We start from the raw sequence: 25,462 nt of genomic DNA, 5'->3' as shown, positions 1-25,462 counted from the left end.
AGTGAATTTCGACACGCTCAATCGCGATCAACTGCAAGACCGCATCCACGCCTCGCTGGCATTGGCCGGCATGGGCGACGCCCTCGGCGCGCCTACCGAACAATGGTCGATCGATGAAATCGCGGCCAAGTACGGCGGCCTGGTGACCGCCTTCGACGATCCGCCGGACGACACCTTCGCCGGCGCCAACCAGGGCCGGCGCGGCGAAGTCACGGACGACGCCAGCCAGATGTATTACCTGGCGCGCGCCATGCTGGCCGCCGGCGGCGCATTGAACCAGGAGCAGTGGGTGCGCTGCCTGCTGGACTGGGTCGCCCACAGCCCCAAGGCCGGTTTCATGGGGCCGAGCACCGCCGGCATCGTCAAGGCGCTGCGCGAAGGCAGCGACACCGCGCTGGTGGGCGTGATCGGCCAGTCGCGCCGCAAGATGACCACGGTGGGCACCACCAATGGCGCGGCCATGCGGGTGGCGCCGGCTGGCCTGTTGTACCCCGGCCAGGTCGACGCGGCTTGCCGCTGCGCGCTGGTCACCTGCCTGCCGTCGCACGATACCGACGTCGCCATCTCGGCCGCCTGTTCGGTGGCGGCGGCGACCGCGCAGGCGCTGGTGGCGGACGATCTGGAACCGGTGCTGGCGGCGGCGCTGCAGGGTGCGCGGACGGGCGAGCAACTGGCGCGCCGTCACGCGCGGCTGGTGGCCGGGCCCAGTTATCTGGCGCGGTTGGAAATGGCCTTGCGCATCGCCCGCGAGTCGCACAGCGACGACGCCTTCCTGCGGCGCATGGAGCGGGAGGTCGGCAACTCGGTGCTGGCGGCGGAATCGGTGCCGGCGGCGCTGGGCGTGGTAGCGTATGCCAAAGGCGACCCGCTGCGCACCATCGCCCTGAGCGCCTCGATCGGCAACGACACCGATTCGATCGCCACCATGGCCGGCGCCATCGTTGGCGCCCTGCGCGGCACGGCGGCGTTGCCGCAGCCGATGTTGTCCGAGTTTAAGCGCGTCAACGCGGCGGAATTCGATCTGGACGCGATGGCGGCCGGGCTGGCCGCGTTGACGCTGCACGCCACCACCGAGGAGGAAGCAGGATGAGCACACCGATTTCGCAAGCACGCGCGCGGCGCTGGCAATTGCTGTCGTTTGGCGATCCGGTGGCCGATATCGTCATTGCCGCCAGCGAGCCGCCCGCCCTCGGTGAGAAAGTCGTGGGGCGGCCGCTGGGCATGCTGGCCGGCGGCACCACCGCCAACGTCGCGTGCGCGGTGGCGCGCCTGGGGTTGTCCAGCGGCGTTTTCGGCGGCATCGGCGACGATGCGCCGGGCCAGTTGCTGCAGGACTCGTTCGCCGCGTTCGGCGTGGACACCAGCCATCTGCGGCGCACACAGGGCGCGGCGTCGGCGTCCGCCATCGTGATCGTGACGCCCAGCGGCGAGAAATCCATCATCTATCAGCCGATGGACAGCGCGCCGCTTGACTCGCTCCAGCTGAAGGCGGCGCTGGCCGAGACGCGCGTGGTATATGCCATGCCGTATGACCTGGAACAGTTTGACACGCTGAGCGCCACCGCCCGCGCGCAGGGGACGCTGGTGGCGATTGACCTCGAAAGGGCGGTGGCGCCCGATGGCGAGGCGATGCGCGAGCGAGTGTCGCGCTCCGACATCGTGTTTTTCAACCAGTCCGGCTTTGAGGCCGGCGCCGGCTGCGCGCCGTCGTTCGACGCCATGCGCGCCTTGCTGGCGTTGGGTCCCAAGGTGGTGGTGGTCAGCCTGGGGGCGGCCGGCGCGATGGCGGTGACCGATGCCGAGCAGGCGGCGCAAGCGGTCTTTCCGGCCCGGGTGCTGGACACCGCCGGCGCCGGCGACAGCTTCAACGCCGCGTTCCTAGCGGCCTGGCTGGAGGGAGCGCGATTGCGCGCGGCGCTGGCCTTCGCCTGCGCCGCCGCCAGCTGCACCGTGGCGGCGATGGGCGCGCGCACCGCGCTGCCGGATCGCGCCACCGTCGAAAGCGTGCTGGCGCGCCATCAAGGGAGGGACGAGTGATTACGGTATTTGGCTCCATCAACGTTGATATCAGCGTGGCCGCGCCGCGCCTGCCGGCGCCGGGCGAAACGGTGCTGGGCGGCGAGTCGTTGCTGTCGCCCGGCGGCAAGGGCGCCAACCAGGCCCACGCCGCGCGCCGTTTCGGCGCCGGGGTCTGCATGGCGGGCGCGGTGGGCGACGATGCCTTCGCCGCGCCGGCGTTGGAACAACTGGTGGCCGCCGGCGTCGATATCGGCGGCGTTGCCAGCGTAGCCGGGCAAAGCACCGGCGTGGCGTTGATTGTGCTCGACGCGCACGGCGAGAACACCATCGTGGTGGCGCCGGGCGCCAATCTGGCGGCCAGCGCGGCGCAGCTCTCGGACCAGCAACTGCGCGACAGCGGCGCCTTGCTGCTGCAGCTGGAAACCGACGTCGCCGCCAGCATGGCGCTGGCGCGGCGCGCACGTGCGCAAGGCTGCAAAGTGATCATGAATGCGTCGCCGCTGGACCAGGGCCTGCGGCTGGACCCGCAGGCAGTCGATATCCTGATCGTCAACGAGGACGAATTGCGGCAACTGGCCTCGGGTGCCGGCGTGGCCGACGCCACACCGGCGGCGCTGGCCGCCGCGCTGGCCGGGCGATACGCCAACGAGGTGCTGGTCACGCTAGGCGCCAAAGGCGCGCTGCTGGCGGACGCCGGCGGCAAGGTGCTGACGGCGCCCGCGTTTGCCGTGGAGGTGGTGGACACCACCGGCGCCGGCGACACCTTTGCCGGCGTGTTCGCGGCCGCGATTGCAGAAGGAGAGCCGCGCGAGCGGGCCATGCTCTACGCCAGCGCGGCGGCGGCGCTGGCGTGCACGCGGCGCGGCGCCCAGGCCGCCCAGCCGGACCGCCAGCAAATCGAACAGCTGATGGCGTCGCAGGCGCACGCCACGCATCAATCAACACAGCAAGGGGAGTCTGCATGAAGCAAATCATTATCGACTGCGATCCGGGCATCGACGACGCGCTGGCGCTGCTGCTGGCGGCCGGTAGTCCGTCGCTGCGGATACTGGCGGTGACCACCGTGGCCGGCAACCGCCCGGTGGCCACCACCGCCGTCAACGGCCGCAAGATCATGGACCTGGCCGGGCGGCGCGAGGTGCCGGTGTACGCCGGCGCGGCGCGGCCGCTGGGCTATGCCGAGGCGCGCTGCAACCTGGTGCACGGCGAGGATGGCCTGGGCGGGGTCGATGTCGGCGACGCCGCGCTGGTGCAGGAAGGGCACGCGGCCAACCGCCTGATCGAACTGCTGCTGTCCCATCCGCCGCACAGCATCGAACTGGTGGCGACGGCGCCGCTGACCAATCTGGCGCTGGCCGAGAGCCTGTCGCCGGGCATCCTGCGGCGCGCCCGCCGGTTGTTGGTCATGGGCGGCGCGCTGCGCTTCCCGGGCAATATCACCCCGGCGGCGGAATTCAATTTCTACGCCGATCCGGTGGCGGCCGAGATGGTGCTGGCGGCCGGCGCAAACACCGTGCTGTTCCCGCTGGACGTCACCAGTTCCGCCATCATGACCCCGGCGTGGATCGAGTCCTTCAATCAGCTGGGCAGCGTATGCGGCCGTGCCGCCGCAGGCATGCTGCAAGCCTATGCGGAACTCGACCCGTTGCTGCACGACGCCTGCCCGGTGGCTTATCTGCTGGACGAGACCCTGTTCACCGGCGAGCCTTGCCATCTCGAGGTTGACTGGCGGCCGGGCGTCACCGCCGGCCACACGCTGGCCTGGTTCGGCGAGCAGATCGACGATGCCCATGCGGCCAACGCGCTGGCCATGACGGCCGTGCGCAACGACGCCTTGCTGGAGCTGGTGCGGAGCGCGATCGGGAGCCTGCCTTGAAGGGATGGCGCTGGCTGCTGGCGCCGGCGATCGCGATCGCGCTGGCCGGTTGCGCAGACCTGCCGGCGCGGCCGCATGCCGTAGGGGCCAGCCTGCGCTTCATCGGCGAGCAGCGCCTGGCATGGCGCCTGCCATTCCAGGGCACCGTAGTTGGCGGCCTGTCCGGCATCGATTACAGCCCGCGCAGCGGCCAGTGGATCATGGAGAGCGATGATCGCTCCGAATTGAGTCCGGCGCGGTTTTACACGGCGGCGCTGGATTACGACGAAAACGCCTTTCGCGGCGTGCGGCTGACCGGCGTGCACTTCTTCCGCCAGCCCGATGGCAGCCGCTATCCCGGCCTGGCCACGGTGGCCGCCGCCGGCGGTGAGGTGCCCGATATCGAAACCATACGCTACGACCCGCTGGACGACAGCATCTGGTACGGCAGTGAGGGCGACCGGAAGCTTGGATTCCAGCCCTTTGTGCGGCACGCGTCTGCCGATGGCCGCCACCTCGGGACGCTGCCGGCGCCAGACATGTTCCGCGTATGGCCGCGGCGCGAATACGGCGTGCGCAACAACCTGGCGTTCGAGGGACTCAGCTTCGCCCCGGATGGCCGCTCGCTCTGGCTGGCGATGGAGGGACCGCTGTACCAGGACGGCGCGGCGCCCACCATCACGGCCGGCGCCCATGCCCGCATCAGCCGCTTCGACCGCGACGGCGCCTTGCTGGCACAGTATGCGTATCCGCTGAACCCGATCCCGCACGCGCCGGCGCCAGGCCGGCTGGCTGACAACGGGCTGTCGGAAATCCTGGCGATCGATGGAGGGCATCTGTATGCCATCGAGCGCTCGGGTGCCCAGAACGCAGGCGGCGAGTTCAGTTTTCACATTCGCTTGTACGAAATGGATGTGACGGCGGCCACCGACGTGGCGCGGCTGCCTGCCTTGCAAAACGCCGGCTATGTGGCGGCGCGCAAACGCCTGGTGCTCGATCTGGACAGCCTGCGCCTGCCCAAGCTCGACAACATCGAAGGCATGGCCTGGGGGCCGCCGTTGGCAAACGGTCATGACACCCTGGTGTTCATCTCGGACGACAACTTCAGCCGGGACGAGGTGACGCAATTGCTATTGTTTGAAGTGATTCCCTCAAGGAAGCCATAGTTGCCCAGTTGAACCATACGGCGGTGTTGCGCGCCGACGACAGGGGCCACGCGCTCTTAAACTTCACTTTTGCTAGTAACAGCGGCATATCAAGCTGCGCCGACGGCTCCTTGATACCTTTTTCGATATCGAAAACCGCCAAAAATTGATTGGTTTGTTTTCCTTCCAGCCCATAAGATTAATTCAGAAGGCTGAATATCAATCAGCTCTCCGACAACAGACCAAACATTGGAGACGTATGAAACACACAGTATCCGGGGCCGTTGCGTCCCAGGCGAAGCATCGCCTCGTCCTGAAATCCGGCGTCGCCGTCCTGGCCGCCGCAGGCTTGTTGAGCACCTTCCCAGTCATGGCGCAGGAAGCCCCGGCAACTGAATCCGCCGGCGCCGAAGCGACCGTGGTCGTGACCGGCGTGCGCCGCGCGGCGCAAAGCGCCCAGAAAATCAAGAAGGATGCCGATAACGTTATCGATTCCATCGTCGCGGACGACATCGGCAAGTTCCCGGACACCAACGTGGCCGAGACTCTGGCGCGCGTCACCGGCGTGCAGGTGCGTCGCGATGGCGGCGAGGCCAACACGGTGCTGATCCGCGGCTTGCCCGGCATCGCCACGCTGCTGAACGGCCGCGAGCTGTTCACCACCACCGGCCGTTACATCCAGCTGGCCGACATCCCGTCGACCATGCTGCAACGCGTGGACGTGTACAAATCGCAGAGCGCGGACCTGAACGAGGGCGGCATCGCCGGCGTGATCGACGTGCGCACCAATCGTCCGTTCGACTTCAAAGGCTTCACCGCCGTGGTCAATGGCGGCGCCACCAACAACTCGCAGGCCGACCGCACCGACCCTAACGTCAGCGGCATGATCTCCAACCGCTGGAAGACCGACCTCGGTGAATTCGGCGCGCTGTTCGGCGTGTCGTACCTGCGCAACCACTACTCGGAAGAGCGCGTATTCAACACCAAGCCAATCGACAAGAGCTGGCTGCTGCCCAACCTGACCGGTCCTGACCTGGTGGGCCTGGAAAACATTTTGGGCAACCGCCGCCGCGCCGCCGCCAACTACGCGCTGCAGTGGAAACCGAACAAGGACGTCGAGCTGTACGCCGAAGGCCTGGGCACGCACTACCTGAACAACTTCGAGACCGACTTCTTCGTCGGCCTGCCGTGGTGGGGCCCTGGCGATCAAATGAGCGCCACCAAGATCCCTGGCTCGAATCAGCTGCAGACGCTGAATTCGCACAACGTCAACACCATCATGTCGACCCAGGCCAACCGCGCCAGCAACGTCACCCAGCAGCACGCCATCGGCGGCCGCTGGAACGCCGCGCCGGGCCTGCGCCTGACCACCGAGATCGCCCGCACCCTGTCGGACTACGACTGGCAGAACCCGATCCTGGACACCATCACCAACGTGCCTAACGCCACGGTGAACACCAACGTCGGCGGCAGCTCCAACGTCGCCTACGGCGGCATGGACCTGAACGACCCGTCGAAATACACGCTGTCGCAGCTGTTCGACCGCTATGGCCACGATCACGGTTCCTCGACCGACTGGCGCGCCGACGGCACCTACACCATGCAGGACGAAGGCTTCTTCAAGGACTTCGGCTTCGGCGTGCGCGCCGCCAAGCGTACCGCCTCGTCGATCAAGTCGTACGAGGGTTCGACCCCGGCGCCGGCCGGCGTCGCCGTGACCACGCTGCCGGGCATGACCTGCACCACGCAGATGCAGAACAACTGGGGCACCACCTCGTGGTACACCCCATGCGCGAGCTACCTGATCTCGAACACCGCCGATGTGCGCAAGGCCGTCACCGGCAACAGCGCCGCCAAGGCGCTCGATCCTGGCTCCTACTTCGCCGACGAAGAGAAGAACTACGCCTTCTATGGCAAGGCCCACGTGGGCTGGGAAACCGCCGGCATTCCGTTCGACGGCGTGCTGGGCATGCGTGTGACCAAGACCGATTCGGACCTGCTGGGCAACTCGCTGGTCGGGACCACCATCGTGCCAACCTCGAAGAAGTCGAGCGATACCTCGTATCTGCCAAGCGCAAACTTCAAGGCCACGCTGCGCGACGACCTGCTGGCCCGCTTCTCGGTATCGAAGACCCTGACCCGTCCGGACTTCGCCCAGCTGAACCCTGGCACCGCCTACGTCAACGCCAACGGCACCACCGTGCAGGCCACCGCATCGGGCGGCAACCCGGACCTGAAGCCGTTCACCGCGCGTAACTACGACGCTTCGCTGGAGTGGTACTTCTCGTCGACCGGCATCGCCAGCCTGGCGCTGTTCCGCCACGAGTTCAAGGGCTACATCATGAACAAGGTGGTGAAGGAGAACTTCAACGGCATCGCCTACGACACCACCCGTCCGTTCAACACGGACGATGGCTACCTGCAAGGCGCGGAGGTGACTTACCGTACCTTCTTCGACAAGCTGCCAGGTTGGCTGGGCGGCTTCGGTGTGGAGACGAATGCCACCTACACCCAGGGCGAAACCAGCTCGTCGAGCAACCCGGACCTGAACGGCAAACCGTTCGCCGGCATGTCGAAATGGTCGTACAACGTGGTGGGCCTGTATGAGAAGTATGGCGTGTCGGCCCGCCTGGCGTACAACTGGCGCTCGAAGTTCACGCAGGTCTACAATGACGGCGGCCCGGGCCTGGATCTGATCGCATCGGCCATGTCCTCGCTGGATGGTTCGCTGGGCTACAAGATCAACGAGAATACCTCGATCACCCTGACCGGCACCAATCTGCTGAACTTCAAGTACACGGACTACTGGACCAACAAGAACCTGTATCCGCGCGATACGCGCAAGTATGATCGTTCGGTTGGCCTGTTCCTGAACTGGAAGATCTGAGTAAGCTGATGTCATCTGGCCGCGTCCCCGCCTGAGCGAGGGCGCGGCCTCGCACTTTGAGGTAATCACGATGTCGAATCAAAAAATGTCGGTGCTGGAGAAAATCGGTTTTGGCGCGGGCGACATGGCGCTGAATGTGGTGATCTCGTCGATGATGTTGATCATCACCTTCTTCTACACCGATATCTACGGCCTGAAGACCACGGACCTTGCGTTGATGTTCGGCGTCGTCAAATTCGTCGGCGCCATGGCTGACCTGGTGATGGGCCAGATCACCGACCGCGTCACCATGCGCTGGGGGCGTTATCGTCCGTGGCTGCTGTTGCTGGCCGTACCTTATGGCGTCAGCGTGTTCTTCGTCTTCCTCACGCCGGACTGGGATTACAGCGCCAAGCTGGTATGGGCCTATTCCACCTACATCATCATGACCATCATGACGGCGGGCGTGGGCATTCCATACATCTCGCTGCCCAGCGTGCTGTCCAAGGATCCGCAGGAGACCTTGTCAGCGAACGGCTACCGCCTGTTCTTCGCCAAGATCGGCGCCTTCATGGTGACGGTGATCGTGCCGCTGCTGTCGGAGCGTCTCGGCAACGGCAACGCCGCCGCCGGCTACGAGTTGGCGATGGCGGTAATGGCGGCGATGGGTGTAGTGCTGTTCCTGTTCTGCTTCTTCACCACCAAGGAGCGTGTGCAGCACGAGATCAAGCGCCAGCCGCTGTGGGAGCAGATCAAGGTCCTGGTGCGCAACGACCAGTGGCTGATCCTGTGTGGCGTGTGCATCACCGGCACCGTCGGCTATGTGCTGCGCGGCTCGGTGGCCATCTATTACGCCAAATACTACCTGCACGCCGATGCCGCCGTGATCTCGGCTTTCCTGTCCACCGGCGTGGCGGCGGCCATCCTGTCGATGGTGGCGTCGACCTGGATCACCAAGTTCTATTGCAAGATCAAGCTGTTCCGCTGGACCCAGATCGGCGTCGGCGTGATCAGCGCCGCCATCTACTTCCTGGTCAAGCCGGGCGACGTGGCGCTGGCCTTCGTGCTGTACTTCCTGCTGTCGTTCGTGGTGGACCTGCACGCGCCGGTATTCTGGTCGGCGATCGCCGAGACCATCGACTACGGCGTGGTCAAGACCGGCAAGCGCGTGTCCGGCTTCGCCTTCGGCGGGATTTCGGTGTGCCAGAAGGCCGGCATGGGCATCGCCGGCATCGTGGTCGGCAAGCTGCTGGCGTATTTCGCCTACGTGCCCAACGTCGAACAAACTGACTTCGCATTGCACGGCATCGTCCTGATGATGACGCTGATTCCAGGTTTCTTCCATACCGTCATGGGTCTGCTGATGTTCAAATACCGTATCAATGACGGCTACTACGCGCAGGTGAAACAGGAATTGGGAGCGAAAGGCTATGTGGCAGTCTAATTTTATGGAAATTGAAATGGAAAACGTACTCACTCCGCTGATCGAGCAGCGCGCCGATCCACATATCTACCGTCACACCGACGGCTATTACTACTTCGTCGCCTCGGTGCCGGAATACGACCGCATCGAGCTGCGTCGTGCGAAAACGATCGCCGGCCTGGCGGACGCGGAGAAGGTCACCGTCTGGCGCAAGCCGGACACCGGCCCGTACAGCGAACTGGTTTGGGCACCGGAGCTGCACTTCAATGAAGGCGCCTGGTACGTCTACTTCGCCGCCGCGCCGAGCCGCGAGATCAAGGACAAGCTGTTCCAGCACCGCATGTACGCGATCAGCACCGCCGCCGCCAATCCGCTGGAAGGCGAATGGGAGTTCAAAGGCCAGATCGACACCGGCATCGACACCTTCTGCCTGGACGCCACCACCTTCACCCACAAGGGACAGCTGTACTATGTATGGGCGCAGAAGGACAACGCCATCGAGGGCAATTCCAACATCTACATCGCGCCCATGAAGACGCCGTGGCAGCTGGGCGGCGCGCCGGTCATGCTGAGCAAACCGGAGTTCGACTGGGAGATTCGCGGCTTCTGGGTCAACGAAGGCCCGTCCGTTCTCAAGAAGAACGGCAAGATCTTCATCAGCTACTCGGCCAGCGCCACCGATGAGAACTACGCCATGGGCCTGCTGTGGGCCGACGAAAACGCCGACGTGCTGGACCCGAAATCGTGGACCAAGTCGAAGGAGCCGGTGCTGCAAACCTGCTTCGAGCACAAGGTGTATGGCCCCGGCCATAACAGTTTTACCGTAGCGGATGATGGTGAAACTGTCATGTTGGTTTATCATGCACGCACCTACACCGAGATTATCGGCGACCCGCTGTGGAATCCGGACCGTCACACCTACGTAAAACCGTTGAAGTGGGACGAGCAGGGGATGCCCGTATTCGGAAAGCCGTCGATCGCGTAACCAAGCGAACGCACCACTTCCGGCGGCCGAGCAGGGGAACCTCTCGGCCGCCTTGTCATTAGAGAGTCAACATGCAAGCAACGATTACTGAATCACCCTTTGGCAAACTGCCGGACGGCCGCGAAGCCACCCTCTACACCCTGACCAATGCCAATGGCATGACCGCCAGGATCAGTAACCTGGGCGGCGTGATCGTCGCGTTGCAGGTGCCGGACCGCGATGGCGTGCTGGCCGATGTCTGCCACGGTTACGACAATGTCGACGCCTACCTGGGCGAATCGCATTATTTCGGCGCGCTGATCGGCCGTTACGGCAACCGCATCGCCAACGGCCGCTTCACGCTGGACGGCGTCACCCACCAACTGGACGTGAACGACGGCGTCAACCACCTGCACGGCGGCGCCGACGGCTTCCATCGCCAGCTGTGGGAGGCCGAAACCTTCGAGACGCCGGCATCGGTGGGCCTGATCCTGACTTACCTGAGCATAGACGGCGACCAGGGCTATCCCGGCACCGCCGAAGTCACGGTGATCTACGAGCTGCGCGAGAATAATGAATTGCGCATCGCCTTCCACGCCGTGACCGACAAGGCCACGCCGATGAACCTGACCAACCATGCGTATTTCAACCTGGCCGGCAAGGGCGATATCCTCGGCCACGAACTGACCATCCATGCCGACGCCTACACGCCGGTCGGCGCCGGCCTGATTCCGGTCGGCCCGCCAGCTCCGGTGGCCGGCACGCCATTCGATTTCCGCACGCCGCACCCGATCGGCGCGCGCATCGATCAAAAAGATGATCAGTTGGCGCTGGGTTCCGGCTATGACCACAACTTCGTGTTGAAAAAAACGGCGGAAAAAGCGCTGGAAGTGGCGGCGCGCGTGGTGGAACCGGTGTCCGGCCGCGTGCTGGAGGTGCTGTCGCAGGAGCCGGGCATCCAGTTCTACAGCGGCAATTTCCTGAACGACTCGATCAGTGGAAAAGGGCGCATCTACAGTTATCGCAGCGGCTTCTGTCTCGAACCGCAGCACTTCCCGGACTCACCAAATCGGCCTGACTTCCCTTCGACCATCCTGCGCCCGGGCGAGGAATACGCCACGGTGATGGCTTACCGCTTCTCGGTGGTCTAGCTATATCGATTTTGGTATCGATATTGATAAACAATTTATTGGAAAGTTATCTCAGTACATCTTAGTATGCCTTATCGATGCGGGGGCGTGATTTTCAGGCCTCCGCACAGGAAAATACTGAGGAGAAATGCATGTCTGAGAATGACAAAAAGGTGAAGCTGCGCTCCGCCGAGTGGTTTGGTACGCAAGACAAAAACGGTTTCATGTATCGCAGCTGGATGAAGAATCAGGGCATTCCTGATCATGAATTCCAGGGCAAACCGATCATCGGCATCTGCAACACCTGGTCCGAACTGACCCCATGCAACGCGCACTTCCGCAAACTGGCGGAACACGTCAAGCGCGGCATCCTCGAAGCAGGCGGCTTCCCGGTTGAATTCCCGGTGTTCTCCAACGGCGAATCCAATCTGCGCCCGACCGCCATGCTGACCCGTAACCTGGCTTCCATGGACGTGGAAGAATCGATCCGCGGCAATCCGATGGACGGCGTCGTGCTGCTGGTCGGCTGCGACAAAACCACCCCGGCGCTGCTGATGGGCGCCGCCTCGGTCGACATCCCGACCATCGTCGTTACCGGCGGCCCGATGCTGAACGGTAAACTGAACGGCAAGAATATCGGCTCCGGCACCGCCGTCTGGCAGCTGCACGAGCAAGTCAAGGCCGGTGAGATCTCGATGCACGATTTCATCGCGGCGGAAGCGGGCCACTCCCGTTCCGCCGGTACCTGCAACACCATGGGCACCGCATCGACCATGGCCTGCATGGCCGAATCGCTGGGCACCTCGCTGCCGCACAACGCCGCCATTCCGGCCGTGGACGCACGCCGCTATGTGCTGGCGCATATGTCGGGCATCCGCATCGTCGAGATGGTGAAGGAAGACCTGAAGCTGTCGAAGATCCTGACCAAAGAGAATTTCGAGAACGCCATCCGCGTCAACGCCGCCATCGGCGGCTCGACCAACGCCGTGATCCACTTGAAAGCCATCGCCGGCCGTATTGGTGTCGATCTGGAACTGGAAGACTGGACCCGCGTGGGCCGCGGCACCCCGACCATCGTCGACCTGCTGCCGTCGGGCCGCTTCCTGATGGAAGAGTTCTATTACGCCGGCGGCCTGCCGGGCGTGATCCGCCGCATGGGCGACGGTAACATCCTGCCGCACCCGAACGCGCTGACCGTCAACGGCAAGACCATCTGGGAAAACTGCAACGACGCGCCGATCTACGACGAGGAAGTGATCCGCACGCTGGACAATCCGATCCGCAAGGACGGCGGCATCTGCATCCTGCGCGGCAACCTGGCGCCGCGCGGCGCGGTGCTGAAGCCATCGGCCGCCACTCCTGAATTGATGCAGCATCGCGGCAAGGCGGTGGTGTTTGAGGACTTTGAGCACTACAAAGCCCGCATCATGGATCCGGACCTGGAAGTCGACAAGGACTCGGTGCTGGTGATGAAGAACTGCGGCCCGAAAGGTTATCCGGGCATGGCGGAAGTGGGCAATATGGGCCTGCCGCCGAAACTGCTGGCGGCCGGCGTGAAAGACATGGTGCGTATCTCGGATGCGCGCATGAGTGGCACGGCATACGGCACCGTGGTGCTGCACGTGGCGCCGGAAGCGATGGCCGGCGGCCCGCTGGGCATCGTCAAGGACGGCGACTGGATCACGCTGGATTGCGCGGGCGGTCAGCTGAACCTGGAAGTGTCGGATGAAGAGATCGCGGCACGCCAGGCCGTTCGCGAGGCAGGCAGCGCGCCAGGTCCGAAGACCGGCTACCAGCAGCTGTACATCGAGCACGTGCTGCAGGCGGACGAAGGCTGCGACTTCGACTTCCTGGTCGGCAAACGCGGCTCGGCCGTTCCACGCCACTCGCACTAACCATCGTCGTCCCGGCGAAAGCCGGGACCCATACTGAGCATGCGTTCTATAGGTTCCGGCCTCCGCCGGAACGACGGCGCTTAGGAGATTTCAATGCTACTCGTACAATTCAAAAACGAACAAGGTGCGCGCAAGATCGGCGTGCTGGAAGATAAAACCATCCGCATCATCGACGGCTACAGCACCACCTACGCGCTGGCCCAGGACGCGATCCGCAAGGCCACCCCGCTGGCCACGCTGGCTGAAAAAGCCATCGGCGCGCAAACCACCTCGTTTGAAGCCGTCGCCGCCGCCGGTCGCCTGCTGTCGCCGCTGGATCATTCGGACGACGCCCACACCTACGTCACCGGCACCGGCCTGACCCACCTGGGTTCCGCCGACACCCGCGACGCCATGCACAAGAAAATCGGCGGCGACGTCGAATCGCTGAGCGACTCGATGAAGATGTTCCGCATGGGCGTGGAAGGCGGCAAGCCAGCCGCCGGCGAAGCGGGCGTGCAGCCTGAATGGTTCTACAAGGGCGACGGCTCGATCGTGGCCGCCAGCGGCCAGGACCTGAACATGCCGGACTTCGCGCTGGACGGCGGCGAGGAACCGGAAGTGGCGGGCCTGTACATCATCGGCGACGATGGCCAGCCATACCGCGTCGGTTTCGCCATCGGCAACGAATTCTCGGACCACGTGACCGAACGCCAGAACTACCTGTACCTCGCGCACTCCAAGCTGCGCGTGTGCGGCCTCGGTCCGGCGCTGCTGGTGGGCGAAGCCCCGGCCAGCATCGAAGGCACCTCGCGCATCTACGACAAGGAAGGCAAGGTACGCTGGGAGAAGCCATTCTTCAGCGGCGAACAGAATATGTCGCACACCATCGCCAACCTGGAGCACCACCACTTCAAGTATGCGCTGTTCAAGCGTCCGGGCGACGTGCACGTGCACTTCTTCGGCACCGCGACCCTGAGCGTGGCCGACAACATCTCGGTGCAGCCGGGCGAAACGTTTGAGATTCATTCGCCGCAATTCGGCCCGGCCCTGCGCAACAAGCTGGCCGTGTACAAAACCGAAGTCGCCAAGGTGAAGGCATTATGATCATCACCGGCGATGCACTGATCGGCGGCCAATCCGTCAAGGGCACCGGCGCGGGCGTCCGCGCGTACAACCCGGCGTTGGGCCAGGCCATCGAACCCGAATTCCGTACCGTGGACGCGGCGCAGATCGACCAGGCCTGCCGCTTGGCCGATGAAGCGTTCGACACCTTCCGTTCGCTGAGCGACGAGAAGCGTGCCGTGTTCCTCGAAACCATCGCAGACCAGATCATGGAGCTGGGCGATGTGCTGGTGGAGCGTGTGATGGCCGAAACCAGCCTGCCGCGCCCGCGCGTGGAAGGCGAGCGTGCCCGCACCGTCGGCCAGCTGAAACTGTTCGCCAACTTGCTGCGCGAAGGTTCGTGGCACGATGTGCGTTTCGATAAAGCGCTGCCGGATCGGACGCCTCCGCGTCCAGACCTGCGCATGCGCATGATCGGCCTTGGCCCGGTGGCGGTTTTCGCCGCCAGTAACTTCCCACTGGCGTTTTCCGTGGCAGGCGGCGATACCGCGTCGGCGCTGGCAGCCGGTTGTCCGGTGGTGCTGAAGGCGCACTTCGCGCATCCCGGCACCTCGGAACTGGTCGGCCGCGCGGTGGTGAAGGCGGTGGAGATCTGCGGCCTGCCGGCCGGCGTGTTCTCGCTGCTGACCGGCGTGGGCAATGAACTGGGTATTGAGCTGGTGCGCCATCCCGCCATCAAGGCGGTGGGCTTCACCGGTTCGCGCGGTGGCGGCATGGCGTTGATGGCCGCGGCGGCCGCACGTCCGGTGCCGATTCCCGTGTATGCCGAAATGAGTTCGATCAACCCTGTGTTCCTGCTGCCGCAGGCGCTGAAGAACCGCGCGGAAGATATCGCCGCTGGTTTCGCCGCCTCGCTGACGCTGGGCGTGGGTCAGATGTGCACCAATCCGGGCCTGGTGCTGGCGATCGCCGGTCCCGACCTGGATCGCTTTACGGCGGCCGCCGCGCAGGCGCTGGTGGGCGGCGCGGCTTGCTCCATGCTGTCGCCGGGGATCGCCGGCAACTTCGCGCGCGGTGTCAGCCAGTTGGCCGAGCACTCGGACGTGAAGACCCTGGCGCTGGCGCCGCAGGCGGAAGGCAAGGGCGCTCCGGCGCTGTTCGTGTCTTCGGCATCGGCCTTCCTTTCGCAGCACGCGCTGCAAGAGGAGATCTTTGGCCCGGCATCGCTGGTGGTGGCGTGCAAGGACGTGGCGGAACTGCGCCAGGTCGCGGACAAGCTGGAAGGCCAACTGACCGCCACGCTGCAAATGGACGATGGCGACCTGGAAGCCGCGCAAGCGTTGCTGCCGGTGTTGGAGCGCAAGGTTGGCCGTATCCTGGCCAATGGCTATCCAACCGGCGTGGAAGTGTGCAGCGCCATGGTGCACGGTGGTCCGTTCCCATCGACCTCGGATGGCCGCACCACCTCGGTGGGCACGGGCGCGATCACGCGATTCCTGCGTCCGGTGTGCTACCAGAACCTGTCGCAGGCCTTGCTGCCTGAAGTCCTGCGCGACAACGGCTCGGCCAAATGGCTGCGCCGCGAAGGTGAATTGACCCGCAACTAAAACGTCGTCGCTCCGGCGAAAGCCGGAGCCTATAGAACGCATGCACAGCATGGACACCGGCTTTCGCCGGTGCGACGCGGATAACAATGGAGACTGTATGACACAACTGGCCAAATTTGGCAGCCTGCGCGGCAAGCGCGTATTCATCACCGGCGGCGGCACCGGCATCGGCGAGGCGATGGTGATCTCCTTCGCCGAGCAAGGCGCCCAAGTCGCCTTCGTCGACATCGCCCGCGACGCCAGCCTGGCGCTGACCCGGCGCGTGAAGGAAGCCGGTTATCCCGAGCCGCTGTTCCGCCAGTGCGACATCACAGACATCCCGGCCCTGCAGGCCACCATCAACGAACTGGCCGGCCTGGTGGGCGACTTCGACATCCTCGTCAACAACGCCGCCAACGACCAGCGCCACGAAACCTCCGAAGTCACGCCCGAATACTGGGACAAGTGCATCGCCGTCAACCAGCGCCCGATGTTCTTCACCTGCCAGGCCGTCCTGGAAGGCATGAAGAAAAAAGGCGCCGGCTCCATCATCAACGTCGGCTCGATCTCCTGGCACGTCAAGAACGCCGGCTATCCGGCATATGCCACCACCAAGGCCGCCGTGCATGGCCTGACCCGTGGCCTGGCGCGCGAATTCGGCGCACACGGCATCCGCGTTAACACCGTCACGCCGGGCTGGGTGATGACCCAGCGCCAGATCGACCTGTGGCTGGACGACGCCGGCGAGCAGGACATCAAGCGCAACCAGTGCCTGCAAAACAAACTGATGCCGCAGCACGTGGCATCGATGGTACTGTTCCTGGCCGCCGATGACGGCGCCATGTGCACCGCGCAGGAATTCATCGTCGACGCGGGCTGGGTATAAACCGCCCGCGGTAGCAGCACCGTTCACCCCCGGAGACACCGCGCATCGACGCGGCGGGGTATAGCAACCATAGAAAATGGCAGGGACATGGTGAGAACAACCATCGCCGCCGCGCTGACCAGCGCCGCCGCAATCATCGCAACAGCGCCCGCCGCGCAGGCCGCGGCGCCGGCGTCGCTGCGCAGTCCGGACAAACACATCGCCGTCACCGTGCGCGAGGACGGCGGCAAACTAACCTATGCCATCGCGCGCGATGGCAAGCCGGTGCTGCTGGCCTCCGAGCTGGGCCTGCAGCTTGCCGGCGCTGACCTGAGCAGCGACCTCACGCTGCTCGCCACCTCCGCGCCGCGCGAGGTGGAAGATCACTATCAGATGGCAGTCGGTAAAAAGCGCGATATCACCTACCGCGCCAACGAGCAAACCTGGTCGCTGCAAAACGCCAGGCAGCAGAAGATCGACGTCGAGTTCCGCGTCTCGAACGACGGCGTCGCCTTCCGCTACATCGTGGCCGAGCCTTCGCTGCCGCTGAAGAAACTGGTGCAGGAGCGCACCACCTTCGCGCTGCCAGCCGGCGCCAAAGCCTGGCTGCAGCCGATGGCCGTCGCGCAAACCGGCTGGAGCAACACCAATCCTTCCTACGAAGAGCACTACCAGATGGAGATCCCGGCCGGCACCAAAGCCCCGACCGAGGCCGGCTGGGTGTTCCCCGCGCTGTTCAAGACCGGCGCCAACTGGCTCGCCATCTCGGAAGCCAATATGGACGGCAGCTGGCAAGCCTCCCGTCTGGCGGCCGATTCCACCGGCGGCAAATACAGCATCGGCAATCCGATGGCTGCGGAGGTCTACACCAACGGCGGCTTGATGGCGGAAGTGGAGGGCACTCTCACGTCGCCATGGCGCCTGATCGCACTGGGTTCGCTGCAAACCGTGACCAACTCCACCCTTGGCACCGACCTCGCCGCGCCGGCCGTCGCCTTCGACGCGTCGCTGGTGAAACCTGGCCACGCGTCGTGGAGCTGGGCCATCCTGAAAGATGACTCCATCGTCTACGACGTGCAGAAAAAGTTCATCGACTATGCCGCCGACATGCATTGGGATTACACCCTGATCGACGTGAACTGGGACCGCAACATCGGCTACGACAAGATCAAGGAACTGGCCGACTACGCCGCCACCAAAAACGTTGGCCTGATCCTCTGGTACAACTCGTCCGGCGACTGGAACAAAACCGAGTATTCGCCCAAGAACCAACTGCTGACCCGCGAACAGCGTGTCAAGGAATTCAAGCGTGTGCGCGACCTGGGTGTCAAAGGCCTGAAGATCGACTTCTTCGCCGGCGATGGCCAGTCGATGATCGCCTACTACAACGACATCCTGCGCGACGCCGCCGATGCCGGCCTGTTGGTCAACTTCCATGGCTCCACGCTGCCGCGCGGCTGGGCGCGCACCTGGCCCAACCTGATGACCATGGAAGCCATTCGCGGCTTCGAGTTCACCACCTTCGAACAGAAGGACCAGGACCTGATGCCGAGCCACGCCGCCATGCTGCCGTTCGCGCGCAACCTGTTCGATCCGATGGACTTCACGCCGATGGTGTTTGGCGACATCCCGAACATCAAGCGCGCCAGCACCAATGGCTTTGAACTGGCCACCTCGGTGCTGTACCTGTCGGGCATCCAGCACTTTGCCGACACGCCGGAAGGCATGGCCACCGCGCCGGCGTACGTCAAGCAGTTCCTGCAAAAGCTGCCGCGCGGCTGGGACGACAGCCGCCTGGTGGACGGTTATCCCGGCAAGTACGCGGTGATCGCGCGCCGCGCCGGCGACACCTGGTACATCGCCGGCATCAACGGCACGGACAAGGAAAAAACGCTGACGCTGGATCTGTCCTTCGTCGGCAAAAAACAGGGCGTCATCTTCACCGACGGCGACCAGCCCCGCAGCTTTAGCCAGCGCAGCCTCGCTGCCAGCAAAAAAGTAGCGGTAACCATCAAGCCGCATGGCGGCTTTGTCATCCAACTATAACAGGAGACCTGAGAGATGAATCCAATCAAACGTGGTGTACTCGCGCTGTGCATGCTGGCTTCCGGCGGCGTATTCGCGGCCGAACTGACCATCGATGCCGCCAAACCCGGCGCCGTCATCAACAAGGACGTGTACGGCCAGTTTGCCGAGCACCTTGGCACCGGCATCTACGAAGGCATCTGGGTCGGGCCTAAATCCAAGATCCCTAACACCAAGGGCTGGCGCAACGACGTGGTCGGTGCGCTGAAGGACATCAAGGTTCCTCTGGTGCGTTGGCCGGGCGGCTGCTTCGCCGACGAATACCACTGGCGCGACGGCATTGGCCCGCGCGAGAAGCGTCCGGTCAAGGTCAACACCAACTGGGGCGGCGTGGATGAATCCAACGCCGTCGGCACGCATGAATTCTTCGATCTGGTCGACCTGCTGGGCGCGGACGCCTACGTCAACGGCAACCTGGGCACCGGCAGCGCGCAAGAGATGTCGGAGTGGGTCGAGTACATGACCTCCGACAGCAAGTCCACGCTGGCCAACCTGCGCCGCAAGAATGGCCGCGACAAGCCATTCAAGGTGGCTTACTTCGCTGTCGGTAACGAGGCATGGGGCTGCGGCGGCAATATGAGCCCGCAGTACTATTCGGACCTGTACAAGCAGGTCGAGACCTTCCTGCGCGCGCCGCAGCAGTATCGTCCGAAGATCATCGCCAGCGGCGGTAACGACAACGACGTGAGCTGGACCGATGTGCTGAGCAAGGAGCTGAAAAAACAAACCAGCGGCATCAGCTTCCACTACTACACCCTGCCGACCGGCAAATGGGAAGTGAAGGGCGCTTCCACCGGCTTCCAGGAAAACGAATGGATTTCCACGGTGTCCAACACCTTGCGCATGGAAGACCACATCCGCAAGAACACCGCCGCCATGGACAAGCATGACCCTGAGAAGAAACTGGGCCTGTTCGTGGATGAATGGGGCACCTGGTACGACGTTGAGAAGGGCACCAATCCTGGCTTCCTGTTCCAGCAGAACACCCTGCGCGACGCGGTGGTCGCGGCGCTCAATTTCAATATCTTCCACGCCCATGCGGACCGCGTGCGCATGACCAATATCGCGCAGATGGTCAACGTGCTGCAGGCGATGATCATCACCGACAAGGACAAGATGATCCTGACGCCGACCTACTACGCTTACCAGATGTACGTGCCGTTCCAAGGCGCGACCTCGCTGCCGGTCACGCTCAAGGATAACGCCGATTACAGCGTTGGCGGAGTGAAGGTGCCGGAGGTGAGCGCATCGGCCGCACGCGGCACCGATGGCAAGTTGTACGTGGCGCTGGTGAACACCAATCCGAACAAATCGACCGACGTGGCGCTGAATATTCCAGGCCAGACCGTGAAGGCGGTAAAGGGGAAAGTGCTGACCGCCGCCGCGATGGATGCGCATAACACCTTCGCCGCGCCGCAAGCGATCAAGCCAGCGCCGTTCAGCGCCGTGGCCGGCGCCGATGGCAAGCTGTCGGTGAAAGTGCCAGCCAAGGCCGTGATCGTGGTCGCTGTGGAGTAAGGACATGGAAGAGATCAAGATGAAGCGCCGCAAGGTGATTACCGCCGGCGGTGTGGCACTGATGCTGGCAGGTTGCGGTGGCGGCGGCGGTGGGACGACGCCAACTCCGACGCCGACGCCAACCCCAACCCCTACGCCGACACCAACGCCGACGCCAACACCGACGCCAACACCGACGCCTACGCCAACCAGCGTCACTTTCGCGGACGTTTCGGTGCACGATCCATCCGTCATCAAGGTGGATGGCACGTTCTACGTGTTCGGCTCGCACCTGGCCGCAGCCAAGTCGACGGACCTGATGAACTGGACCAAGATCGCCGACGGCGTCAACGCCACCAACCCGTTGTTCAACAACGTGGTGACGTCGCTCGCTGATACCTTTGCCTGGGCACAGGTCACCGACCTGTGGGCGCCGGACGTGGTGAAGCTTGCCGACGGCAAGTTCTATCACTACTACTGCGCCTGCAAGGGCGATTCCCCGCGCTCGGCACTGGGTCTCGCGGTGGCGGACAAGGTGGAAGGGCCGTACGTCAACAAGCAGATCCTGCTCAAGTCGGGCATGTGGGGCCAGCCGGGCGAAGATGGCGTCACCATCTACGACGCACTGACCATGCCGAACGTGGTGGACCCGAACACCTTCTTCGACCAGCAGGGCAGGCTGTGGATGATCTATGGTTCGTACTCGGGCGGCATCTTCATTCTGGAGATGGACACCACCACCGGCTTGCAGAAGCCGGGGCAGGGCTACGGCAAGCACCTGATGGGCGGTAACCACAGCCGCATCGAGGGCGCGTATGTGATGTACAGCCCGCAGTCCAAGTACTACTACATGTTCACGTCCTTCGGCGGCCTGGATGCGAACGGCGCATACAACATGCGCGTATCGCGCTCGTTGAATCCGAACGGTCCGTACCTGGACGCGAAGGGCAACGACATGGCCAACGTCAAGTCGAATCCCGCGCTGCCGCTGTTTGACGACGCCAGCATCGCGCCGTATGGCCAGAAGATCATGGGCAATTACCAGTTCGCGCTGGCCGCCGGCGAGACCGGCACGCCACTGGGCTACGTATCGCCCGGACACAATTCGGCTTACTACGAGGCCTCGACCGGCCAGTACTTCCTGATCTTCCATACCCGCTTCCCGGGATTGGGCGAGCAGCACCAGGTACGTGTGCACGAGATGTTCATCAATGCCGATGGCTGGCCGGTGGTGGCGCCATTCCGCTACGCGCCGCTCAGCAAGAACGCGACGCCATTGTCGGCCGAGGTGACGGCGGCCGATGCGGTGGGCTCGTACAAGATGATCAACCATGGCAAAGACATCTCGACCGCCATCAAGGCATCGCAGAACGTGGTGCTGGCGGCGGATGGCACGGTGTCCGGCTCGGCGTCCGGTACGTGGAAGCATGATGGCGGCAACAAGATCACCATCTCGCTCGGCGCGACCGGGACTTTCGTTGGCGTGTTGTCGCGCCAGTGGAATACCAACGCCAGCGCGTTCGTGGTGACTTGGACGGCGCAGTCGGTGGATGGCGTGTCCATCTGGGGCGCGCGCACCGGCAACTGACAAGAGGTTTTTAATGAAGCATGTTTTATCGATGGTGGCGTTGTCGCTGGCTGTCTTGGGCTGTACCGCCAAGGAAGTCAGCGTGCACGATCCGGTGATGGCCAAGGAAGGCGATACCTACTACGTGTTCAGCACGGGGCCGGGCATTACTTTCTACAGCTCGAAGGATATGAAGAACTGGGCGCCGGAGGGCCGCGTTTTCAAAGGTCAGCCGGTGTGGGCGAAGAAGGCCGCGCCGACGTTTGACGACCATATCTGGGCGCCGGACATCCAGTTCCATAACGGGCAATACTATTTGTATTATTCCGTTTCGGGCTTCGGCAAGAACACCTCCGGCATCGGCGTCACCGTCAATAAAACGCTGAATCCTCGTTCGCCCGATTACAAATGGGAGGACAAGGGGATGGTGCTCCAGTCGGTGCCTAACCGCGACGACTGGAACGCCATCGATCCGAATGTGATCGAGGACGGCAAGGGCAATGCCTGGATGTCGTTCGGTTCGTTCTGGAGCGGCCTGAAACTGGTCAAGCTGAACAAGGATTGGACCGGCCTGGCCGAGCCGCAGGAATGGCATGCGATCGCCAGCCGCACCGGTGGTGCTTCCGGCGCCGGCGCCAAGGCGGGCCTGGACGAGATCGAGGCGCCATTCATCTTCAAAAAAGGCGATTATTACTACCTGTTTGTATCGTTCGGACTTTGCTGCCGCAAGGGCGACAGCACCTACCACGTGATGGTCGGGCGTTCGAAGGAGATCACCGGGCCTTATGTGGACAAGAGCGGCGTGGACATGATGAAGGGCGGCGGCACGTTGGTGATCGCCGGCGACAAGGACTGGAAAGGCCTGGGCCACAACAGCGCCTACACCATGGACGGCAAGGATTATCTGGTGCTGCATGCCTACGAGACTGCCGACGACTACCTGCAGAAGCTGAAGATCATGGAAATGAAATTCGATGCCGCCGGCTGGCCGACAGTCGATCAGGCGGACCTGAACAAATACCGCAGCAATCAGCTGCCGGCGAAATAATGGCCGGCCGCGCGTCCAACCCGTCGCCGCGCCTGTCCCGCCGCAACGCGATCAAGCTGGCGGCGGGCGCCGCCGCGACGGTCGCTTCGCATGGCATCACCGGCACGGCGGCAGCGGCCAGCACGGCCTCCCGCGCCGATGGACCGGTGGCGCTGTTCCCCCTGAGCGCCGTGCGGCTCGGGCCTAGCCCCTTCATGGAAGCCCAGCGGACAGACCTGCGCTACATCCTGTCGCTGGACGCCGACCGTCTGCTGGCGCCATTCCGGCGCGAAGCCGGCCTGCCGCTCAAGCAGCCGAGCTACGGCAACTGGGAATCGTCCGGTCTCGATGGCCACATGGGCGGCCATTATCTGTCCGCGCTGGCCCTGATGTACGCGGCCACCGGCGACAGCGAAGTCCACCAACGGCTGGACTACTTCGTGGCGGAGCTCAAGCTGTGCCAACAAGCCAACGGCAATGGCTACATCGGCGGCGTGCCCGGTGGCGCGGCGGCATGGAAGGACATCGCCCAAGGCAAACTCCATGCCGACAATTTTTCCGTCAACGGCAAATGGGTCCCTTGGTACAACCTGCACAAGACCTACGCCGGCCTGCGCGACGCCTATATCCACGCCGGCAGCGAGCAGTCGCGCGCCATGCTGGTCGCCCTGTGCGACTGGACCGCGGAGCTGTGCTCGCACCTCACCGAAGAGCAAATGCAGTCCATGCTGCGCAGCGAGCATGGAGGCATGAATGAAGTGCTGGCCGACGTCGCCCAAATGACGGGGCGGCAGAAGTACATGGACCTGGCCATGCGTTTCTCCCACCAGGCCATCCTGCGGCCGCTGGAGGAAGGCAAGGACCAGCTCACCGGCCTGCACGCCAACACGCAGATCCCGAAAGTCATCGGTTTCAAGCGCATCGGCGACATCACCAGCCGCAAGGACTGGCAAAGGGCGGCGGCCTTTTTCTGGCAAACCGTCCACGATCACCGCACCGTCGCCATTGGCGGCAACAGCGTCAAGGAGCACTTCCACAGCGACAAGGATTACTCGTCCATGATCGAGGAAGTGGAGGGGCCGGAGACCTGCAACACCTACAATATGCTCAAGCTCACCGAACTGCTGTTCCTCGGTGATGCCAAAGGCAGCTACGCCGACTACTACGAGCGTGCGCTGTACAACCATATCCTGTCGTCGCAGCATCCCGACAGCGGCGGCTTCGTTTACTTCACGCCGATGCGGCCGAACCATTATCGCGTCTACTCGCAACCGCAGAAAGCCATGTGGTGCTGCGTGGGCTCCGGCATCGAAAGCCCCGCCAAGTACGGTGAATTCATCTACGCCCATCGCGGCGACAACCTGTACGTCAACCTGTTCATCCCGTCCACGCTGGACTGGCGGGAGCAGGGCGTGCAAATCCGCCAGGCCAACCGCTTCCCGGACGAAGACCGCGCCACCATCACCGTCAAGGGCAACAAGACGTTCACGCTGAAGATCCGCTACCCGGAATGGGTGGCGCGGGGCGCCTTGCGCCTCACCGTCAACGGCAAGCAGGTGGCGGCCGCCATCGGCGCCGACCGCTACGTCAACGTGCGCCGCGCCTGGCGCGATGGCGACAAGGTGGAGGTACACCTGCCGATGACGACGCGCCTGGAGCAGATGCCGGATAAATCGGCCTACTACGCGGTGCTGCACGGCCCCGTGGTGCTGGCCGCGAAGACCAATCCATTCCCCGGCGAGCGGCTCAACTATCTGGCGGACGACAGCCGCATGGGCCACATCGCCAGCGGTTCGGTATGCCCGCTGGAGCAGGCGCCGGTGCTGGTGAGCGAGAACGCATCGTTCGCGGACCGCTTCCGTCCCGTGCCTGGCCGGCCGCTGACTTTCACCGCGCCGGGACTGGTGCAGGCCGCGCAGAGCGGGCCAACCACCTTTGTGCCGTTCTTCCGGGTGCACGACTCCCGCTACGTCGTCTACTGGCCGTACTCCACGCCGGAGGATTTGGCCGAACGCCGCGCCAAGGCCGCCGAGGACGAGAAGGAGCGACTCTCGCTCGATGCCCGCACCATCGACCAGGTGGCGCCGGGCGAGCAGCAGCCGGAGTCCGACCACTTCTTCAAGGCCGAGGGCGCGGATGCGGGCGTCAACAAGGGCAAGCACTGGCGCCACGCGAGCGGCTGGTTCAGCTACGACCTGACCGACAAGAATGGCGAGGCGCGTGTGCTGCGGCTGACATATTCGAAACATGACGCCGGCCGCCGTTTCGATATCCTAATCAACGACAACCTGCTGGCGGAAGTGCGCCTGGACGCCGGCGTGGCGGAGGAGTTCTACACCCGCGATTACCCGATTCCCGCTGGCGCGGCGCTGGCTGGCAAGCTGGTAGTCAAGTTTGTCGCGCGTGACGGTTCGATCGCGGGTGGCCTGTATGGCCTGCGCCTGATGCGCTGACATATCAAATTTGATATTGCAGGATGTGAAAATATCATTGG

18 protein-coding genes are annotated in these 25,462 nt (G+C 63.9%); all 18 read left to right on the top strand.

Going from position 1 to position 25,462, the window contains the following annotated elements:
* Position 1 precedes the first annotated feature (1 nt).
* Complete coding sequence (locus FHW83_RS00185; RefSeq protein ID WP_373997148.1) at positions 2-1,090, top strand: ADP-ribosylglycohydrolase family protein; 1,089 nt, start codon at positions 2-4, stop codon at positions 1,088-1,090.
* Entirely contained in the window at positions 1,087-2,037 is a 951-nt protein-coding gene (locus FHW83_RS00180) for a carbohydrate kinase family protein (RefSeq protein ID WP_176644367.1), read from the top strand. The genes FHW83_RS00185 and FHW83_RS00180 overlap by 4 nt, the downstream gene beginning before the upstream one ends.
* Positions 2,034-2,984, top strand: a complete 951-nt coding sequence (locus tag FHW83_RS00175; RefSeq protein WP_176644366.1) for a ribokinase — start codon at positions 2,034-2,036, stop codon at positions 2,982-2,984. Before FHW83_RS00180 ends, FHW83_RS00175 begins: the two co-directional genes overlap by 4 nt.
* Positions 2,981-3,895 (top strand): nucleoside hydrolase, encoded by a 915-nt coding sequence (locus FHW83_RS00170; RefSeq protein WP_176644365.1) that lies wholly within the window; start codon positions 2,981-2,983, stop codon positions 3,893-3,895. Before FHW83_RS00175 ends, FHW83_RS00170 begins: the two co-directional genes overlap by 4 nt.
* A complete protein-coding gene (locus tag FHW83_RS00165; RefSeq protein WP_176644364.1) occupies positions 3,892-5,040 on the top strand; it encodes an esterase-like activity of phytase family protein in 1,149 nt (382 codons plus the stop codon). Before FHW83_RS00170 ends, FHW83_RS00165 begins: the two co-directional genes overlap by 4 nt.
* A gap of 238 nt (positions 5,041-5,278) precedes the next feature.
* A complete protein-coding gene (locus FHW83_RS00160; protein WP_176644363.1) occupies positions 5,279-7,906 on the top strand; it encodes a TonB-dependent receptor in 2,628 nt (875 codons plus the stop codon).
* Positions 7,907-7,976: 70 nt separating this feature from the next.
* Positions 7,977-9,329: an MFS transporter gene (locus FHW83_RS00155; protein ID WP_176644362.1), complete on the top strand. Its 1,353-nt coding sequence runs from the start codon at positions 7,977-7,979 to the stop codon at positions 9,327-9,329.
* A 16-nt stretch (positions 9,330-9,345) separates the two neighbouring features.
* Complete coding sequence (locus FHW83_RS00150; RefSeq protein ID WP_176644361.1) at positions 9,346-10,293, top strand: family 43 glycosylhydrolase; 948 nt, start codon at positions 9,346-9,348, stop codon at positions 10,291-10,293.
* Between the two features lie 71 nt (positions 10,294-10,364).
* Entirely contained in the window at positions 10,365-11,423 is a 1,059-nt protein-coding gene (locus tag FHW83_RS00145; protein WP_176644360.1) for an aldose epimerase family protein, read from the top strand.
* Positions 11,424-11,554: 131 nt separating this feature from the next.
* Positions 11,555-13,297 carry an IlvD/Edd family dehydratase gene (locus FHW83_RS00140; RefSeq protein WP_176644359.1) on the top strand — a complete coding sequence of 581 codons (1,743 nt, stop codon included), beginning with the start codon at positions 11,555-11,557 and terminating at the stop codon, positions 13,295-13,297.
* Positions 13,298-13,390: 93 nt separating this feature from the next.
* On the top strand, positions 13,391-14,383 hold the full coding sequence (gene araD1 / locus FHW83_RS00135; protein WP_176644358.1) for an AraD1 family protein: 993 nt from the start codon (positions 13,391-13,393) through the stop codon (positions 14,381-14,383).
* Positions 14,380-15,948: an aldehyde dehydrogenase (NADP(+)) gene (locus FHW83_RS00130; protein ID WP_176644357.1), complete on the top strand. Its 1,569-nt coding sequence runs from the start codon at positions 14,380-14,382 to the stop codon at positions 15,946-15,948. The genes araD1 and FHW83_RS00130 overlap by 4 nt, the downstream gene beginning before the upstream one ends.
* A gap of 97 nt (positions 15,949-16,045) precedes the next feature.
* Positions 16,046-16,813 carry an SDR family NAD(P)-dependent oxidoreductase gene (locus FHW83_RS00125; RefSeq protein ID WP_176644356.1) on the top strand — a complete coding sequence of 256 codons (768 nt, stop codon included), beginning with the start codon at positions 16,046-16,048 and terminating at the stop codon, positions 16,811-16,813.
* An 87-nt stretch (positions 16,814-16,900) separates the two neighbouring features.
* The gene (locus tag FHW83_RS00120) at positions 16,901-18,838 is read left to right on the top strand and encodes a glycoside hydrolase family 97 protein (RefSeq protein ID WP_176644355.1); all 1,938 of its coding nucleotides are present in this window, start codon (positions 16,901-16,903) and stop codon (positions 18,836-18,838) included.
* Between the two features lie 15 nt (positions 18,839-18,853).
* Complete coding sequence (locus FHW83_RS00115) at positions 18,854-20,395, top strand: alpha-N-arabinofuranosidase (protein ID WP_176644354.1); 1,542 nt, start codon at positions 18,854-18,856, stop codon at positions 20,393-20,395.
* 4 nt (positions 20,396-20,399) lie between these two features.
* On the top strand, positions 20,400-21,962 hold the full coding sequence (locus tag FHW83_RS00110) for a glycoside hydrolase family 43 protein (RefSeq protein WP_229223952.1): 1,563 nt from the start codon (positions 20,400-20,402) through the stop codon (positions 21,960-21,962).
* A gap of 13 nt (positions 21,963-21,975) precedes the next feature.
* Entirely contained in the window at positions 21,976-22,989 is a 1,014-nt protein-coding gene (locus FHW83_RS00105) for an arabinan endo-1,5-alpha-L-arabinosidase (RefSeq protein WP_176644353.1), read from the top strand.
* Positions 22,989-25,421 carry a glycoside hydrolase family 127 protein gene (locus FHW83_RS00100; protein ID WP_176644352.1) on the top strand — a complete coding sequence of 811 codons (2,433 nt, stop codon included), beginning with the start codon at positions 22,989-22,991 and terminating at the stop codon, positions 25,419-25,421. Before FHW83_RS00105 ends, FHW83_RS00100 begins: the two co-directional genes overlap by 1 nt.
* The last annotated feature ends 41 nt before the right edge of the window (positions 25,422-25,462 follow it).

The sequence above is a fragment of the Duganella sp. SG902 genome, from assembly GCF_013376005.1.
GTDB lineage: Bacteria > Pseudomonadota > Gammaproteobacteria > Burkholderiales > Burkholderiaceae_D > Rugamonas.
The sequence above is the reverse complement of the archived record's forward strand: the minus strand, read 5'-3'. Positions and strand labels throughout refer to the sequence as shown.

Coding starts and splice junctions, on each gene's coding strand:
- FHW83_RS00180 (WP_176644367.1), top strand. CDS start 1,087: ATGAGCACACCGATTTCGCAAGCACGCGCGCGGCGCTGGCAATTGCTG.
- FHW83_RS00170 (WP_176644365.1), top strand. CDS start 2,981: ATGAAGCAAATCATTATCGACTGCGATCCGGGCATCGACGACGCGCTG.
- FHW83_RS00160 (WP_176644363.1), top strand. CDS start 5,279: ATGAAACACACAGTATCCGGGGCCGTTGCGTCCCAGGCGAAGCATCGC.
- FHW83_RS00155 (WP_176644362.1), top strand. CDS start 7,977: ATGTCGAATCAAAAAATGTCGGTGCTGGAGAAAATCGGTTTTGGCGCG.
- FHW83_RS00150 (WP_176644361.1), top strand. CDS start 9,346: ATGGAAAACGTACTCACTCCGCTGATCGAGCAGCGCGCCGATCCACAT.
- FHW83_RS00145 (WP_176644360.1), top strand. CDS start 10,365: ATGCAAGCAACGATTACTGAATCACCCTTTGGCAAACTGCCGGACGGC.
- FHW83_RS00140 (WP_176644359.1), top strand. CDS start 11,555: ATGTCTGAGAATGACAAAAAGGTGAAGCTGCGCTCCGCCGAGTGGTTT.
- araD1 (WP_176644358.1), top strand. CDS start 13,391: ATGCTACTCGTACAATTCAAAAACGAACAAGGTGCGCGCAAGATCGGC.
- FHW83_RS00130 (WP_176644357.1), top strand. CDS start 14,380: ATGATCATCACCGGCGATGCACTGATCGGCGGCCAATCCGTCAAGGGC.
- FHW83_RS00125 (WP_176644356.1), top strand. CDS start 16,046: ATGACACAACTGGCCAAATTTGGCAGCCTGCGCGGCAAGCGCGTATTC.
- FHW83_RS00120 (WP_176644355.1), top strand. CDS start 16,901: ATGGTGAGAACAACCATCGCCGCCGCGCTGACCAGCGCCGCCGCAATC.
- FHW83_RS00115 (WP_176644354.1), top strand. CDS start 18,854: ATGAATCCAATCAAACGTGGTGTACTCGCGCTGTGCATGCTGGCTTCC.
- FHW83_RS00110 (WP_229223952.1), top strand. CDS start 20,400: ATGGAAGAGATCAAGATGAAGCGCCGCAAGGTGATTACCGCCGGCGGT.
- FHW83_RS00105 (WP_176644353.1), top strand. CDS start 21,976: ATGAAGCATGTTTTATCGATGGTGGCGTTGTCGCTGGCTGTCTTGGGC.
- FHW83_RS00100 (WP_176644352.1), top strand. CDS start 22,989: ATGGCCGGCCGCGCGTCCAACCCGTCGCCGCGCCTGTCCCGCCGCAAC.